Raw genomic sequence first — 17,185 nt, forward strand, 5'->3', positions numbered from 1 at the left:
CTCACCGGAGCCGTGCTGCTCACCGGAGCCGTGCTGCTCACCGGAGCCGTGCTGCTCACCGGAGCCGTGCTGCTCACCGGAGCTGTTGCGCTAACCGGAGCGGTACTGCTGACTGGAGCGGTGCTGCTCACGGGTGCCGTACTGCTGACCGGAGCCGTACTGTTGACAGGAGCCGTACTGTTGACCGGAGCCGTACTGTTGACCGGAGCCGTACTGCTCACCGGAGCTGTTGCGCTAACCGGAGCCGTACTACTGGCCGGAGCGGTACTGCTAACCGGAGCCGTGCTACTCACCGGAGCCGTGCTGCTCACCGGAGCCGTGCTGCTCACCGGAGCCGTGCTGCTCACCGGAGCTGTTGCGCTGACCGGAGCTGTGCTGCTAACCGGAGCTGTGCTGCTAACCGGAGCTGTGCTGCTCACAGGGGCCGTGCTACTAACCGGTGCTGTCGCACTAACCGGAACGGTGCTACTCACCGGAGCCGTACTACTGACCGGAGCTGTTGCACTAACCGGAGCTGTGCTACCGACCGGTGCGGTGCTGCTAGCTGGTGCGGAGAAATTGGCAGGTGCCGTGCTACTGACCGGAGTCGTGGCGCTAACAGGTACGGTGGCGCTAACCGGAGCCGTCGGGCTAGTTGGCGCCGTCCCGCCGACAGGTGGTGGCGCCGAAATATTGTTATCGGATATCGGCGCTGCTTGAACACTACCCGTTTCTGTACTTGCCGGCGAAAATTCTCCTCCTGAGACGGACATGTCTACCTCAGGATTAGCGTCCTGGCCACCTTCGCTGTTATTTAATAAAGCGGGAATAACCGTTTCACTGTCTTGAGGACTCGTAGCGATCTCTATATCTTGATGACGAGACTCACCTTGATCGAAATAGGTTTGCTCACTAATATCCTTGCCGGATGTGTCGATGATCAGGTTTTCATTTCCCGCCGAAGGAGCGTCCCCTGCTTGACCGGCAGGGCCGGAAAGCGCTTCTTGCGGAGTTTGGCCGTTGCCGTTTTCGCCTCGCGCAAGAAGCGTTAAATCATCAAGTAACTGTGCATCTGTTTGCTGGCTGCCGGTCCCGGTACCGCTTGTTTCATTTTGCTCTGCCATGACACATCTCTCTTACTAATTAATTATTCCGATGCTGCCATACTAGTAGAATTACTTAGTGATTGGCTAGACGTCCAGAAGTTATATACCCATACAGAACAATACTTGCCGCTACGTTATTGTAGGTATCAGCGTTCGTGGAAAGAACGCGTCACGACGTCAAGGACCGGCTTGGAAAGATAGGTCAGCAGCGTTTTCTCTCCCGTTACGATTTCCGCGTCAACGCTCATTCCAGGCTGCAACAAATTCTGGCCGGGCGTCTTCCCCATATACGATTTGTCGAGCTTTGCCCAGGCAATATAGTAAGGCATCTTGTCATCATCTACGGTACTGGTGGCCGACACGCGTTTCAACGTACCGGTCGCAAAACCGTAGCGCGAATAATCGAAGCTGCTGATTCGTAAATTAACCGGCTGGCCGACCCTGACATAGCCAATATCCTTGGGCTGGATATGAACTTGCGCTTCCAGGGGCACGTTGTCCGGGACGATTTGCATCAGCACCGCGCCCGGCTGGATTACTTGCCCCACTGTTTGCACTTTTAAGTCATGAACGTAACCCCGGTTCGGCGCGGTAACGACCAGACGTTCGACTTTAGTTTGCAGATGCCGGATCGACTCTTCCACTTCAGCGATTTCAGCCTGTACGCTTCCCATTTCATTCAGCGCATCGCGATACATCTGGTTGAGAGTGTCGGCGCGGCGGTTTTGCACTTCGGCCAGTTCCTGCTGGGTAATATCGTTATCCTGCTGGATACGGAAGACTTCGCTGTCCGCGGTTACCTTGGCGCGTTGGGTTTCCAGCAGCACAGTACGCTTTACCAGCTTGCGAAACGCCAAGTCTTCGCGCAATTTCGCCATTTCTCCGGTTAATTGCTGATGCTGTTTGGCGGCGGCCAACGCGTGGCCCTGCTGAATAATACGTTGCTTTGTTTGCTCGATTTGACGGTCGAATACAGCTAAAGTCGAGTCGCGCGTAGCAAGCTGTTTACGGTAAATCGCCTGCTGAGCCGCCAGTAAATCCGCATACCCGCCCATTAACGGTTCCAAGTTCGGAGTCCGGCCTTCGGCAAAAGCGCTGAGCCGTTCCGAACGCAGCTTCAGCGCCACCAGCCTGGCTTCCATCTGGCGCAAATCGGCCTGAGCCTGGTCGCCGTCAATGCGCAACACGACCTGGCCGGCCTGCACCAACATATGCTCTTCGACGGTAATTTCCTTCACTACGCCGCCGTCAAGATGCTGGACGACCTTTATTTCACCGCTGGGTATGATTTCTCCCGGAGCCCGCGCCACTTCGGTCACGGTGGCCAACCCGGACCAGACGAAGAAAAGCACCATAATCGCCGCCGTAACGCCCAGCATTGGCCGAACAAATACCGGTATGAATTCTTCTTCAACATGCACGTTATCGGACAGAAAGCTCCGTTGGCGACTGCCGAGGCGGACGGGGTGCTGTTGCTGTTTTTCTGTAGATGCCGTCTTTTTGAACATTGCTTACATGCCCCCTAGATTCAGTCTTTCCTTAATCGTGTCGAATGGCCCCATTGCAGCTATAGAACCACGTTCCAAATAAATAACGGTATCGGCCAAGCGCATGTGCGCGGGACGATGAGAAATCATCAATAATGTCGACCGCCCCCGCAACCACGCTATACATCGAAGCAAAGCTTCTTCTCCGGCTTCGTCCAAAGCGTCTCCAGGCTGGTCCAGTAATGTAATCGGCGACGGCATCAACATTGCCCGCGCCAATGCCAGCCGGATCAGCAAACCTTTAGGCAATTGACTAAGCTGGCTGGCGGATATGCGGGTATTGAAGCCTTCGGGCATTAACTCGACCTCCGTATCCAAACCGGCCATTTTGGCGGCCCAAGCCAGTTCCGCATCGGTTGCGGCAGGATGAACCAAACGCAAATTCTGGGTAATGGTGCCGTAAAAAATATCGCAGTTTTGCGGCATATAGCTGATGCGCGTACGCAGGTCGGTTGCGGCTAATTGGCGAATATCGACGCCATCCAGCCGTATAGTGCCGGCCTGCGGCGTATACAGACGAGCAATCAGTTTGAGAATAGTCGATTTACCGGTGCCGCTTGCTCCTGCAATGACTGCAAACTGCCCCGGCTTTAGAGAAAACGATATGCCCAGCAATGCAGGGTCCGCATCGTTCAGATAACGGAATGAAACGCGCATGAAGTTGAGCTCTCCTTGGAACGCGGGCCTGATTGCCTGGTGAGCGCCAATATCTATATCAAGCGGCAAGCGCATCAGGTTTTCAATTTGCGAGACGCTGGAACGAATCCTGCCCAGTGAGTTGGTCGCCAGGAAAATACTTTGCATCGGCCCAACCAGCCGCCAGACCAGCATCATCGTCACAATCATCGCTCCGGAACCGATTTGACTGTAAATCGCGCCTAATGCGCAAACCACCAGTACCGCAAAACCCGTTAACGAGCTGATAATCTGCGCCACGCCGCCGATACGGGCTTGCGTCTGGTTATCGTGGAATTTGGCCAGTACGGTTTTGGCGCTTAAATCGCGGAAGCGCTCCAACCATACATCCTTGTTGCCCGAGCAGCGGATGGTATGCATCTGCGTCAAGGTTTCGTTTATAAATTCAATGCGGGAACTGGCCGCACGCGATAGCCGCGTGCTCATACGCGCACTGTACGATTTTGACGCCCAGCCCAAAAGGCAGTACAACGTAATCGCCGCACCGATAACTATCAGCGTCCACGGATTAATGATGCCTATAGTGACCAGGATGACCAAATTAGCCGGCATATCGAGGGTTATCGTCGCCAAAGGCCCATGAAAAAAATCGCGCAGCCCTTCGAAATTCCTTATCCGCTCGACTTGACGGCGAACCGACACGTTCGATGTTGAATTTACCGGTAAATTGATGATCTGCCGGAATACGCGAGTACCCAGAATGTAATCGGCCCGTCCGCCGATATAGGCAATTATATGGCTGCGCAGCCTGCGCATATAAAAATCCAGGCCTAACAGAAGCAAAATGCCCAACAGCAAATAAACCTGCATCTGCAAATCGCCGCTAGGCAAAACTCTTTCATAGATGGATTTCGTGAATAACGGCGGCGCAAGCGCGAACAAGGTATTAAAAACGGTTAGCGCGAAAGCCAAAACAATCAACTTTTTGAATCCCCCCAACAATTTATTGAAAAATTTTGTCTCGCTTCTAAGCGCTGTGGTCTCAACTTCATTAGGCTTGAAAATATAAATCCGGCCTTGCTCGCGATCGGGTTCATGCACCGTTTCGCAAGCGCTGCCGCCGTCAAAGCACCTGAAACGTCCGTCCGCCAATTGCTCCAGGATCACCTTCGCATGCACATCCGGCGCTACGAACAGGCAAGGCAGCAACCGGGCATCCAGGTTTTGCAGATTGCCGCTAAAACTGTTCGCCACCCATCCCAAATTAGACAACGCGTTACAAAAACCGGAAATATCCAGGTTGCTGTCCGCCGACGGCACCGACACCATGACTTCCTTAATCTCGCCATCTACTTCAGTCGTAACCTTTTTTTGCCAAAAACGCACATGCGGCATCGACATCATCAATTCCCTAATATTTCCTTCCCAGCCGATAGCGCTAAGCAGCGGCGCCAGACATAGCGAAAAATCGGAAGCCCCCTGAAAATGCTGGCGAATAACCGCAGCAGGCTGGTCCAGACGCGGAGGACGTTCATAATCGACAGCGACCGCACTTTCAGCTTTCCGTAGAGTGAAATCCGTCATCTCGCCTTCGATAAGCCGGCCGCCGGAGATAGTAAATATGCGGTCGGCAATTCTTTTCCAAGACGGCCGATGCGTGATCAAAACCATTGTGCACTGCCCTTTTTGCTGCTTCATATATTCCAATAAAAGCTTATCGCCTTCCATGTCCAGATGACCGTTTGCCTCATCGAACAAAATCACGTTGGGCTTATGCACCAGTACCCTGACCAGCGCGATAGTTTGACGCATGCCTACCGTAACTACTTCGGTATTGCCCTCGCCGACCGGCGTTTCATAGCCCAACTTCATATTCGCCACGGCCCGGTCCAGTCCCAGTTGGGCCGCGATTTTCAACGCCGGCTCGTTCAAACCGTGGTCGAACATCGTCATGTTTTCCAGAATGGTGCCGGTAATCAATGTACCGGCTTGCGGCATGAAGCCAATCTCGCGATGAATGCTGTCGGTGGCAAAGCTGTTTAAAGGGCGGCCATCAACCAGGACCTCGCCCGCGTCCGGTTGGTGGACGCCGCTTAACAGCGTCATCAAAGCGGTCTTGCCGCTGCCGCAAATGCCCTCGATAACGATGCATTCGCCTGCCGCGACTTTCAACGACAGGTTGTTAAAAACCGGCTCCCGGCCTTTGCGCTCCAACGTCACTTGCCGTAGTTCAATCTCCTCGCTGATCCTGGGCAGGGGCGGTTTGTCTTGATCGTTGATTTCCGGCATATCGGCCACTTCCTGTAAGGATTTCCTGGCGATCAGGAAAGATTGATATTTCGCCCAGGTGGTCAATCCCCGCCGCAGCGGTTGCAGTGTGCGAACGGAAAGCAACATGCAGGCCGCCAAGCCGCCGGGCGTCATTTGTCCCCACAAGACGCCCAGCGCTCCGGCAAAAATAACGCTGACAATCATCAGTTGGGAAATCAGCATTCCCATTGCGCCTACCATCGCATTCGCAAAAACCATCGCTTGGCTGGCTTCGGCATTGGTGGCCTGCAAACGTTCATGGCGGCGCTCCATTTGCGCCTCCATCGCCATCGTTTTCACGGTATAGATACCGCTCAGAACTTCAATTAAAAAGTTGTTCCGCCTTTCCGTCGCTAAACGGCCATTTTCAACCATCCGGTTTAACCACGGTGCGATTTTGGCAATTAAATACGTAAAAATGCCCAGCAAGGCCACAGGAACCCAAACGACCCAGTCGCCGATAATGTAAATCATCGCCAGAAATATCAGCATGAACGGAATATCCAGCAATACCAGCAAAACCTGGCCCGAGTAGAATTCCGCGACTTTCGCGGCCGCCGCAATGCGCTCGACATGTACGGAGGGCTCTTCATGCTGCAAATAGCGCAACGGTACGCGCAAGAATTTTTCAAACATTTTTACGCTTTCCAGGTGTTCGAAACGCGCGCCCAACCAACTGGTTACCGTCCCGTTCAATTGCCGGAGGATTTCTTCAAGCATTAAGCTGACCACCACGCCGGCAACCAGCACCGTCAAGGTTTCCATCGATTGGTTAACCACAACCCTATCCATGATTTGCAGGATAGTCATCGGCAGGACCAAGCCCAGGATGTTATAAAGAAAGGCGACCAACACCAGAATAGGGATAGCCCGCTGCAAATCGGCCGAACGTATGATATCCAGGAACGGGTTCAGGGAATGCGTAGCGGACTTAGTTGCACCGTATGACGTTCTACGAAAAGCAAACATGATTATTCAACTCTGGATTCAGCAACTGCTTGCTGTAGTAAAGGATGTGTAAAACTGAGCCGGGATTGGGCATTTTCCTGCAACACGCCGCTTTCGATGGCCTGCTCTACCGCCAATTGCACCGTCTGTAGCGGTTCGTGCAAAGCATCGGCGATTTCCTGGACCGTGCAGGATTCCGGGCTTTGAGCCAGATGCGCCAACACCGTATGATCCAGGCGAAGGCCGTCCATCCGCGCCGCAATGACCACACGCAAAGCGAAAGGCATGGTTTTATTGCGATACTGTTGCGCGAGTACAATTGCAAACAGCGGCACGCCTGACGCTCTTCTCGTAATGCCGTCGATAAGCCGGGGTTCCGTCTCGCCGATCAGATGCGTGGATAAAGCTTCCAGCGCCTCGCCGGACAATCGCCCTAATTTAAAAACCTCATTGGCTAAGGCAACGCCTTGCGGAAAGCGCCGGCCGGCGATAAGCACCAGTTTATTGTTGGCTACCGCGCCTTGCCGGGTCAGCTTTATCAATATTTCGGCGGACAGTAAATGACTGTCGTCGACAATAACAACATCGGGGAGATCTATCGGTTCAGCTTCAAGACATTGAACCAATTCATCCGCTTCGGCCGGAAGCCCGCTCGGAAACCGGTACAAAACGCCGGTCAGGCTTTTAGGCTGACAAACAAAGTGATAAACGCGGCCGCCTTGCTTGATATGATGCTCGGCCAGATGACGGCAAATGCGCGACTTGCCCATGCCGGTTTCCCCTTCCAGATAAACCAGGCGGTTGCGGCCCTGGCGAACTTCGGCCATCAATGCATGCAAACGGGCAATTTCCTGCTCGCGCCCGACCAGCGGAGGCTGCCTGCATTGACCGCTAGTCCAGGGCATTCTCTGAAGCGCCGCAAACGGCAGCACCGATGCCGTTGCATCGACACAGCCCGGCCCAAACACTTGCAATAATTCCAACGCGGACGTATCGACTTTGACGGTGCCCGGAACGGTGCTATGCGCAATATTCAGGGCCTGCGCGAAAATCGGGCTGGTGACCACTTCGCCGGTCCAGCCGCCGTGCCGCTTCATGCTGACAATGGCCATGCCCGCCGACAACCCGCCCCGTAATGCGCGGCCAACACCGGGATAGTTCTTCATCGCCAGGAAAACCGCGCGCCCGGCATGATAGGCTTTATAAATATCGTATTCGGTACAGGAATGTATACCGAACATCAGCTCGGCGGAGTTGTCTTTACGCGTCAGCAACAACGCATCGTTTGCGGATGCAAACGCCGCTAACGACTGCAACAGTTTTTCCAGCGCGTCCGGCGGCGCCGCATCCGGCGCAACGATGCTGAAGACAATACAAGGCCTGCGCGCAAGAATACCTTCGTCAAACTGAGGCGGCAGACTAGCAGAGTGAACCGTCGATTCCCGGCTCAAGCCGTGCGACACCGCCATGGTTCGATTGCTTGCACGCAGCTTTTTGAACAAAACCACCATATGCTGCTTAACCGTGCCAAGGCCTATGCCCAATTCCTTCGCAATTTCCTTGTTGACCTTCCCGGCTTTCAGCAACTCCAGGATTTGTTTCTGCCTCGGCGTCAACTCCGGCTGTGCGCCGCCATCGGAAGATCCTGCATTTGCCGGAACGGATTCATGCAGCTCGTGCTTCATGGTGCAATAACGGGTATCAACGGCGCCGGATGTCCCGCTTTATCTACGCGAATAGATACCGGTATGGTATCGGCATGCAGACTATTACTTAACAAAATACCGCTACTGGCCGCGCCTTTCCGATCTTTGTAGATACCGGTACGGATAGTAAACAGTTTTCTTCCATCGGCTCCGGCTATCGGATAAATATAAGCGTCTATCCCTTTATGTTGCCAGGCAGACAGCTCTTTCTCGGCATTAGCTTGATTACTGAGCGTGGAGAGCTGAACCGCATACGCCTCTTGGTAACTGTCATTGGCATTTTTCACCGTTGGAAGTCCGTTATCAGGATTTGCAGTGCTCTGTCCGTCATTTTTTGAAGCCGGTTCGCCGGCAGCGGGCAAGAGCGGTTCTGCCGGCGTCGCCGTCCGGTTTGCTTGAATTTCAGCGTCGGTGGATAAGGATAATTGAGGTTTAACCGGTTCAGGCTTAGCCTCTTCCAGCGCGTCCTCGGTTTTAAGATCACGAAACGCACTGGACTTGGAAGACACAACATTGCAACGCAGCAATTGCGAACCTAAGGCCCGGCAAAATGTTTCCGCGTCGTCCTGGTCGGCGAAGCGGGCAATAAATAAACGATACCAGCGGATGCGCTCTTGGTTGTCTTTCTCTATACGCCCTTGTTCGCGCGGCATAAGGACGCGATCAACCATCAGCGCCGAAAAACGTTGCTGCATATCGCGCCAGACATGGCCTACGCCCGAAATATCCTGTAGCCCGGCCAATTGAACCAGCCAGAACTCTTTATCATCGGCCGGCTTATCCCAGATAACGCCCGGTATACGCAAGGAAGCCGCCGACAAATTCGCTGTTTTGTTTGCTTCAGGCCGCTTGCCGCCTCCCGGCAAAATATCGCCTTGCGAGACGCCTCCGCCCAGCGCGGCGAACAAATCGACCAGCCCCCGATAGCGTTCCATACGGATACGGTGCAATTCATCCAGATCGCGGTGATACGTGCGCTCGGTATCGAGCAATGTCAAAAAATCTATATCCCCGAAGTCATAGGAATCCTGGCTGTATTTCCATGCCTGGGCAGCGGCATCGGTAGCGGTTTGCTGGGCCTCCAGGCGTTTACCGTTCATATGCGTGTTGGCCAATGCGTCTTCAGTTTCCCGCACGGCCGCATAAATCACGCGAATATAGGTTTCGACCAGCTCTTCATGACGCGCCCGTGCAAGCGCCACCCCTTCCATACGCTTACCGTAATCGAAAATGGTCGCCGATAGATTCGCCGCAACGTTTAGCAGCGGGCCATAAGGCGATACCATGCTGGCCAGCGAAAATACGCCCCAGCCGGCCTGAGCCGTCAGGTCCAACGACGGCAACACCCGCGCGCGCGCCACGTCAATATCCGCATCGGCGGCCAAAAGCTGCGCCTCGACCGCACGCACATCCGGCCGGTGCAATAGCAGAGTTGAAGGCACAACCGGTATTACCTTCGGAAATTTCAGCGAGTCCATTCCCCGCCCGGATAATTTCAGCATACCGGGCGTTACGCCAAGCAACTGCGCCAGCGAATTAACCGCCGTTTCGCGCTGCAATTCCAGTCCCGGAATCGTCGCTTCCACGGCCAGTACCGCTGCGCGCTGTTGTTCCAACTCGATAATCGTCGCATCCCCGGCTTTCAATCTTTCGTTAACCGCCTGCAGCAGATTTTCCAGCGCGGCTTTTGTCTCACGGGCAACGCGAAGACGATCGTTTAAGGAAAGATATTCGACATACCGGCTGGTGACATTGGCAACCAACAGGCGGCGCGTATCGTCGCGCTGGTAAGTCGCGCCCCACGCTTCCATTTCAGCGGCTTCGGTGAGCGCCTTAAGTTCGCCCCATATATCGACGCGCCAATTGGCGGCAGGACCGATTTGCGCGTTTTGTCGGTCCTTTTGCGACCCGCCTTGAGTAAACGAGTTAATGCCATTGGAAGGGCTATCGTGACGCAGTTGCCCAACAGCGGATATTTCCGGAAATTGTCCGGCAAAAGCCTGTTCGGCACGGGACTGGGATTGAGAAATCCGCAACATCGCGATGCGCAGATCGGCGTTGTTGGCCATAGCCTGGTCAACGAGATGATTGAGCTCGTCGTTTTCGAAAAAATGCCACCATTCATCGAGCAGCTGTTCGACGCGCCGTTCTACCTGGACCTTATCCTTAGCTTCGCTTTCTATCCGCTGGGTAAGCGCTTCGGTATGCTTGAATTGGGCGGGTAACGGCGCAATCGGCACATCATAACTGTCCTGTTTAATTGCGCATCCGGGAATCAGCAGACTGCATACCGCTAAAATTGGTAACCATGCCCCATCGTGAAAAGCTTTGCTAAGTGGACTGGAGATGCCCGGGTTATCTTTATTGCGGAAATATCCCTCAACAAAACAAGCATTCCATAAAACTTTTTTTGGCATTAACAGTTAATCTCAAAACCACTATGTTCAATATGGAAAAGTATATGCAGAAACCGCAGCCCCCACAAATTGGATATTTTATTGGCTAAATATTGATCGGAAACGGTCAAAAATAACGACCTGAATCAACGACCGATTAATGCGGCGACAGTAAAACGCACAAACACAACCTTCAGCGCAGGGATTTACTGCAAAGGCTTGTCCGATTGGACTTATCGACCGTTTGCGCTGTCGAGTGCATCCAAGATGGCCTGATAGTCGAAGTAATCAGCCAAACGGGACAACGAATATCCCAACTTTTCATCGATTTGGCCAATTTTCCGGATGACGGCCATGATGTCTTCGGTATCCAGCGTTTCCAGGACATTTCTTAGATCCCGGCGCAATGCGGCAGGCAGCTGCGCCAATCCGTCGACGTCAAGCTCGGTAAGGTTCTCGTCCTTGGTTTCGGCTGTATTGCTGTCGTAGCGGTATTTTATGCCCAGATGTTTCGCCATGCAGTCGTAGATCTCGTCGAAACGGTAAGGTTTGCGCACGAAATCGTCCATGCCGGCGTCGAGCATTTCCTGTTGCTGTTCCTTGAACGCGGAAGCGGTAAGAGCTGATATCTTGACCAGCTGCCCGCCTTCCAACTGGCGAATACGCCGCGTGGCCTCCACGCCATCCATGACCGGCATGCGCCTGTCCATCCAGATAAAATGCGGCGACCAGCTTTGGAAACATTCGACGCCTTCCTGCCCGTTTTCCGCTATTTTGACCTGGAAGCCCACGTTTTCCAGTAACTTCTTCAGCAACTGCTGGTTCTCAGGCTGATCTTCGACGATCAATATCCGATAGTCGGGTTGACCCGGCTCCAGGCCGGCGATCAAGCCGCTCTCAGGCTTGATCGCCCGGATTTCGGATTCACTGGCGATTTCGACCGGAAATTCGGCCCGGAATGTGGAGCCTTTGCCCAGCGTACTGTCGACGCTGAGCTCGCCGCCCATCAAATGCACGAACTGGCGCGAAATGGCTAAGCCCAGGCCGGTACCTTGATGCGCACTGGTCTTGCCGGCCTGCACGAACGCTTCGAAGACTCGTGCCAGGTCCATCGGCGCGATGCCCACGCCGCTGTCTTCCACTTCCACAATCAGCCATTGCCTATTGTTGTTCTCTTTGACGTCCAGGCGCAGGGTGACGCCGCCCTGTTGGGTAAATTTGATCGCATTGCCCAACAGGTTGGTGATGACCTGGCGCAGTTTGCCTTCGTCGCCGCGGATCAACCGGGGGAAACGGGAGGATTGGTCGAGCAGCAGCCGCAAGCTTTTTTCCTCGGCTCGCAAACGCATCATATCGGTGATGTCGCGGACCAGCGCGCCAAGATCGAAGGCCGCAATTTCCAGTACGATGCGGCCTGCCTCGATTTTGGCCATATCGAGCACATCGTTGATCAAATTGAGCAGATGTTCGCCGCTACGGTTAATGATGGTCAGATTCTCGCGCTGGCCGGCGGAAATCTCGGGCGAGCGCTGCATCAGGCCGGAGAAACCGAGAATCGCATTCAACGGCGTGCGCAGTTCGTGGCTCATGTTCGCCAAAAACAGGCTTTTCGCCCGGTTGGCTTCTTCCGCCTTGACCTTGGCTTCCGCCAGCTCGGCGGTACGCGCCTTGACCATTTCTTCCAGATGATCGCTGTAACGGAGGATTTCCGCTTCCGCCCGCTGTCGTCGACGGTTGCTGCGGATCAGGCTGACGATCAACAAGGTTTCCGACGCGAAAGCGGCGAGTACGGCGATAATATAGCCGCGGTAGCTTTCCCATAGCCCTTTTTCCCTGTTCAAAATAACGCTGCCTTTCGGCAGGCGCTCGTCGGGAATGCCCCAGCGTTTGAGCTGGCTATCTTCGAAATAATAGCCGTTCAAAGCTTCCCTGAGTTGGTCGGGCGTCATTTGCAGCGGTTTATCGTTGCCGGCCACGATAATGCGGCCAATCAAATGTCCCTCTTTATCCGCACTGACCATGTAGCCGCCCAGAGACGCAGGGTTCAGAAACGAATCGGCGACAATGAAAACCGGAACCGAGGCTATTTGCGACAACTTCGACGCAACCAGAGCGGGGATGTCTTTTTGGCCCGCACGATCCCTAAAGGTAGCGATGTAAAGAATGGCGGTATCGTTGGGCAGCTGCTTCACTTGCTCGAATAGCTCGTCGAAGACGATGTCTTCCCAATATTCCAATTCAACTTTACCGGTGAAATGTCCGGCAATGCCCTTGATCGCATGTATGCGGGTCTGCGCATACTCCGTCCACTTGTCGCCGATGACGACGATACGCCGGGTTTTGGGCAATACATCGAGTATGGTTTGCAGCGTGATTTCCCAGTCCGACGGTAACAGCACGAACGCTCCGCTGGAACGGTCGGAAGGCAGGTTTGGCGCAGCGTAATCGAAGTAATAACGCGGCACGCCGGGAAACATACCGGGTCTGTTCAACAAGAATATCGCCGCATCCTGCAGTTCGGTAACGACGGCGTCGAAAGTGACCGTGGCATATTTTTGCCTCATGTGTTCGGCGACATGATCGCTGACGGCCGCCTTGCCCAAGCGCGCTGCATCAAGCTGTTCCTCGTAGATTTCCGGCCGCTGTTCCAGCGGCAGCCGATTCACTTCCTCGTAAATACCCTCGCGCAATTTCCTGACCCACGGGTATTCGCTGGTATACGAATGGATAATCAGGACTTTGCGCGTGGCTGCCGCCTGGGCGGCAGCCACGGCGGATTTGCATTCCGGTTGCGACGAAAGGCAACCGCTTTCCGTTGCCGGGGACGCCGCAGGGTTGGCAGCCAGCAACACTCCCAGCAATCCGACGGCGAGGCGGTGGCGTCTACTAGCCGCGGTTAACACGATACAGTCTCTCCTTTCCGACTAAAAATTGAAGCGCGAGGAGAACTGCACCCTGTTCAGGTCACCGGTCTGGCCGTCCGCCCGCTCGCGCAGGACGTAAAAGTATTCCAAGCCAAAAGTGGTCGACAGCCAGGGGCTCCAGAGCAGATTGATATGAGCAGACTGCGCCTGCCGGTTCATCTCGCCAATGCTTCCGTTCAAATTAACCGCTTGTTGCACGAAGGCCGGCTGATCCGCCGCGGAGAAACTATAGGCCAGCGTTGATCGCCAGGCCTTGTTCCACCAATGTTGGTAAGAGGCCATCGCGCTGTAGACATTGACCAGTTGCAATAGGCCGGAAGCATCCAAAGCCGCGTCCTCAAACGCGTTGAAGGCGGCATAGCGGCCGTAGGCATCCCCATAGCCGAGCATGAATTTGACGTTATCCATGCCGACGGTATTGATCTTACCGGCTAAGCTGATCGCACCGCCCCAAGCCTCCTGCTGCCGGTTGGTCGTTTGCTTGGTGTAACGAATCTGGCGTCCCATCGCAGCGAGGGACAGCGTCCCCCAATCGGGACTGTAATTGAGACGGGCTATCAGATCGGGATAGCGCTCGTCGTTGGGATTGGTAAAATTATAAGCATCCGTACTTTCTCTAAGTTGCGGGTCCGTCCACAGACGGCTTTTAGGCGACTCCACGGCCGCCTGAAATTCCAACGCTGTCCCGGCAACCGTAAAAGGCTGGGTCCACCGCACCACAGGCTGGCGCAGATTCAGCAAGTCGCCGGCGGGGCCTGTTGTATCCAGCGTTTCCGGGATAGCGGCGACATTCAGGAAAGTCGTCCAGGTAAATCCCCCGAGGAAGTTGCCGATGGAGCCGTAAGCGTGCCGCAGCCGCGGCGTGTAGGTAGAGACATCCGACGCTCCCAGAAAATCCACTTCCAGAAAAGTGTCGATGTCGCCCCAGGAACTGGGCGTGAACGACTTCAGCCAGAAGCGGCTTTCCTTCGCATGAAAGGTACTTTTGCTGTGTTCGCCGAGCCGGTTGTCGCCGACGGGGATTTGGGAAATAACCAGATGTTGATCGCCCAATTTGTCGCCGCCCATGCCGATGCTGCTGTAGTTTGCGTCCAGCTTGACGTAACCGCCAAAGCCGAGCGAGGTGTCGCTACCCGGTATTTTGAAAGTACCCTTGGCATCGCCGACGGCGACGGCCGGTGCGGTTTTTGGTTTCTCCACGGCGGCCGGAACCTGAGGCGTCGCGCCGGCCGCTACGGTTGTTGCTTGAGCGCCCGGCGGTTGGGCGGCAGGAGCGGCGGAGCTAACGAGTGCTTTTTCCCTCTCGCTTTGCGCCAGTTTCTCTTCCAGTTCGGCGATGCGCCGGTTCGATTGCTTGACCTGATTGTCAAGTTCAGCCATCTTGCCGCTCATAGCCTTAATGAGGGTTCGCAAATCCTCTTCGGCTGAGACGGAAAACGACGTGACGGCAAACGCCGGCAGCAGTAAGAAGACGGTTTTTTTTACGTTCATTGTAATTACCTCAGTTGCCGAACTTTCTGAATAAACTGTGGCAAGATGAACAAGTCGCTGTGATCTGCTCCAATGTAGGCTCGATGGCGTCGATGTGGTTGAGCTTGGCTTGAGTATTCAGAATAGTGGCCTGTGCGCGCAATTTGCCGGCCAGGGCATGGAATGCCGTTTGCTCGTCCGGATTCAGATTTAATGCCGGTAAACGCGACAAAATGACGTCGACGGCCGAGCCGAGTTTATCCGCGGCATCGGCCATTTTCAGCGCATAGTTGCGGCGCTCGCGGTCGATGTCCGGTTCGGTCTTGAAGCGATCGAACATCAAGCCGTTTATTTGATCCATCAACTGCCGCAAGCGGGCGTCGCTGACTGCATGCAGGGCCGGCCGGCCAGTGTCGGGCAAGCCCGGGTGCGCGGCTGGTTGCGAGGTCGAGGTACAGGCTGGGAGCAATGTCGCTACGATAACAATGGCTAAATTTTGCAGCTTCATATTTCTCTTCCCGGAACAGTGGATGTCGTTGTAAATAAATCCCGAAAGATTATTTAAACACAAAATGATGGGGAATTATGAACCAAGATTACTGCAAGACCAAGCACTCTGCCAGCTTGCCAATAAAAGCCGCATTTGTTCGAGAGCGACGTAAGACAACGTCTTAAAAGACAGTGGCTTACGCTCGTCCATTGATTAACTCAGGCTTCATTTCGACAGCTGCTAATTTGATGTGAGGCCTTCATAAATTAGTTTATGAGGAATGAAAGGCGCTCCCCATAAACTAATTATCTAAGCCCTATACTGCTCGTGGGATGATTGTTGCATGAAAATTAAGCTGGGTTGGAATAAAATTTGCCCCTAATACTTAAAGCGAATCGATATTGGCAAATGCTGATATTGCCAGGAGAAACTTTTGAAACAGTCTTTTTACGATCTAAATTTTTCTGATTTAGAGGCGGTTGTAAATCAAAATAACTTAAATCCCTCAGTAGCGGCAGTTCTTTTTAATTGGCATTACAAGAAAAAACAAAGCTCTCAGTGCCATAATAAAATTTCTAAATCCTCATTGGCTTTTTTTGAACAAAATTTCGACTTTTTTCTACCCGAAATCGATACGGTTTATGAGTCGCAAAAAGATCGATCGGTAAAATTTCTTTTTAAGCTTAAAGACAATCATAAGGTTGAAACGGTGCTTATCCCGTTTAATAACAAATATTCGATTTGCCTGTCATCGCAGGTTGGCTGCGCAATGAATTGTTCTTTTTGCTTTACCGGGGAGCAAGGACTTAAAAGAAATTTGACGACCAGTGAAATTGTCGGGCAATTTCTAAAGGCTTGGCGTTGGTTGGCAGCCAATAGGCCTGGGGAAGAGAGAATTTTGAATATTGTTTTTATGGGACAAGGCGAGCCTTTACATAATTTTGATGCGGTAAAAAAAGCTTGTGAAATTTTTCTATCTCAACACGGAACATCAATCGGCGTTCAAAAAATTACCGTCTCAACGGCCGGTTATATTCCCGGGCTTAAAAGATGGAGTCGGGAAGCACCTGGAGTGAACCTTGCGTTATCTCTTCATTCACCGTTTGAAGAAAAGAGAAATGAACTTATTCCAATTAACAAAAAATATCCGCTAGACGAGGTGTTGGCCTATATCGACAAGATACCTTTAAATAAAAAGCAATTTGTTACTTATGAATATATTCTGATAAAGGATTTTAATGACTCTCCGGATGATGCTAAAAAACTGGGGATGCTGCTGGCCGGCAAAAGCGCTTATATAAATCTAATTCCTTTCAATTCATTCCCGGGATCGCGTTACAGATGCCCGGATTTGGATAAGGTTGAAAAGTTTAAGGAAGTTTTGGATGCGTTTAAGATTCCGACTTTAATAAGAGGTGCTAAAGGCGATGACGTATTAGCAGCATGCGGACAACTTAATTCCAATAATCAGTATTAGTAACTGATGTTACGCAGTTCGTCGCATTAATTAATGTGTCGCGTGAGCGACTCTTTAACTAACGAAGAAATGCTCAGGAACCTCATCTACACGGCCATTCAAGCATGGTTTGTTCCATCGTTCTGCTGAGAAGAGCGATGGAACACACGGTTGGCAGACAGTATTTGATTTTCTGGGCATCAAAGTAGGCAAGCTC

The 17,185-nt window shown here is 53.2% G+C and carries 9 protein-coding genes; 2 read left to right on the plus strand and 7 right to left on the minus strand.

Features of this window, described 5'->3' with window-relative positions; all coding sequences use genetic code 11:
• The coding region (locus tag EKO24_RS22550; protein ID WP_206667257.1) for a hypothetical protein at positions 1-699 on the plus strand (699 nt) is incomplete at its 5' end.
• A gap of 532 nt (positions 700-1,231) precedes the next feature.
• Here EKO24_RS22550 and EKO24_RS10540 read toward each other — a convergent pair.
• From EKO24_RS10540 to EKO24_RS10570, 7 genes are all read right to left on the minus strand, one after another.
• A complete protein-coding gene (locus EKO24_RS10540; RefSeq protein ID WP_127028308.1) occupies positions 1,232-2,593 on the minus strand; it encodes an HlyD family type I secretion periplasmic adaptor subunit in 1,362 nt (453 codons plus the stop codon).
• A gap of 3 nt (positions 2,594-2,596) precedes the next feature.
• The gene (locus EKO24_RS10545; RefSeq protein WP_127028309.1) at positions 2,597-6,547 is read right to left on the minus strand and encodes a peptidase domain-containing ABC transporter; all 3,951 of its coding nucleotides are present in this window, start codon (positions 6,545-6,547) and stop codon (positions 2,597-2,599) included.
• Positions 6,548-6,549: 2 nt separating this feature from the next.
• The gene (locus EKO24_RS23400; protein WP_127028310.1) at positions 6,550-8,211 is read right to left on the minus strand and encodes a LuxR C-terminal-related transcriptional regulator; all 1,662 of its coding nucleotides are present in this window, start codon (positions 8,209-8,211) and stop codon (positions 6,550-6,552) included.
• On the minus strand, positions 8,208-10,649 hold the full coding sequence (locus EKO24_RS10555) for an efflux transporter outer membrane subunit (protein ID WP_127028311.1): 2,442 nt from the start codon (positions 10,647-10,649) through the stop codon (positions 8,208-8,210). The genes EKO24_RS23400 and EKO24_RS10555 overlap by 4 nt, the downstream gene beginning before the upstream one ends.
• A 212-nt stretch (positions 10,650-10,861) precedes the next feature.
• Positions 10,862-13,531, minus strand: coding sequence for an ATP-binding protein (locus EKO24_RS10560; RefSeq protein WP_127028312.1), 2,670 nt, complete (start codon positions 13,529-13,531; stop codon positions 10,862-10,864).
• Positions 13,532-13,552: 21 nt separating this feature from the next.
• Positions 13,553-15,043: a DcaP family trimeric outer membrane transporter gene (locus tag EKO24_RS10565; protein ID WP_127028313.1), complete on the minus strand. Its 1,491-nt coding sequence runs from the start codon at positions 15,041-15,043 to the stop codon at positions 13,553-13,555.
• Positions 15,044-15,053: 10 nt separating this feature from the next.
• Positions 15,054-15,530 (minus strand): cytochrome c, encoded by a 477-nt coding sequence (locus tag EKO24_RS10570; protein ID WP_127028314.1) that lies wholly within the window; start codon positions 15,528-15,530, stop codon positions 15,054-15,056.
• Between the two features lie 415 nt (positions 15,531-15,945).
• Here EKO24_RS10570 and rlmN point away from each other — a divergent pair, with 415 nt between their 5' ends.
• Complete coding sequence (rlmN, locus tag EKO24_RS10575) at positions 15,946-16,989, plus strand: dual-specificity RNA methyltransferase RlmN (RefSeq protein WP_127028315.1); 1,044 nt, start codon at positions 15,946-15,948, stop codon at positions 16,987-16,989.
• The last annotated feature ends 196 nt before the right edge of the window (positions 16,990-17,185 follow it).

Source organism: Candidatus Methylobacter oryzae, from assembly GCF_003994235.2.
GTDB lineage: Bacteria > Pseudomonadota > Gammaproteobacteria > Methylococcales > Methylomonadaceae > Methylobacter_A > Methylobacter_A oryzae.

Excerpts from the sequence above, each read along its gene's own strand:
- EKO24_RS10540 (WP_127028308.1), bottom strand. The coding sequence starts at position 2,593 with ATGTTCAAAAAGACGGCATCTACAGAAAAACAGCAACAGCACCCCGTC.
- EKO24_RS10545 (WP_127028309.1), bottom strand. The coding sequence starts at position 6,547 with ATGTTTGCTTTTCGTAGAACGTCATACGGTGCAACTAAGTCCGCTACG.
- EKO24_RS23400 (WP_127028310.1), bottom strand. The coding sequence starts at position 8,211 with ATGAAGCACGAGCTGCATGAATCCGTTCCGGCAAATGCAGGATCTTCC.
- EKO24_RS10555 (WP_127028311.1), bottom strand. The coding sequence starts at position 10,649 with ATGCCAAAAAAAGTTTTATGGAATGCTTGTTTTGTTGAGGGATATTTC.
- EKO24_RS10565 (WP_127028313.1), bottom strand. The coding sequence starts at position 15,043 with ATGAACGTAAAAAAAACCGTCTTCTTACTGCTGCCGGCGTTTGCCGTC.
- EKO24_RS10570 (WP_127028314.1), bottom strand. The coding sequence starts at position 15,530 with ATGAAGCTGCAAAATTTAGCCATTGTTATCGTAGCGACATTGCTCCCA.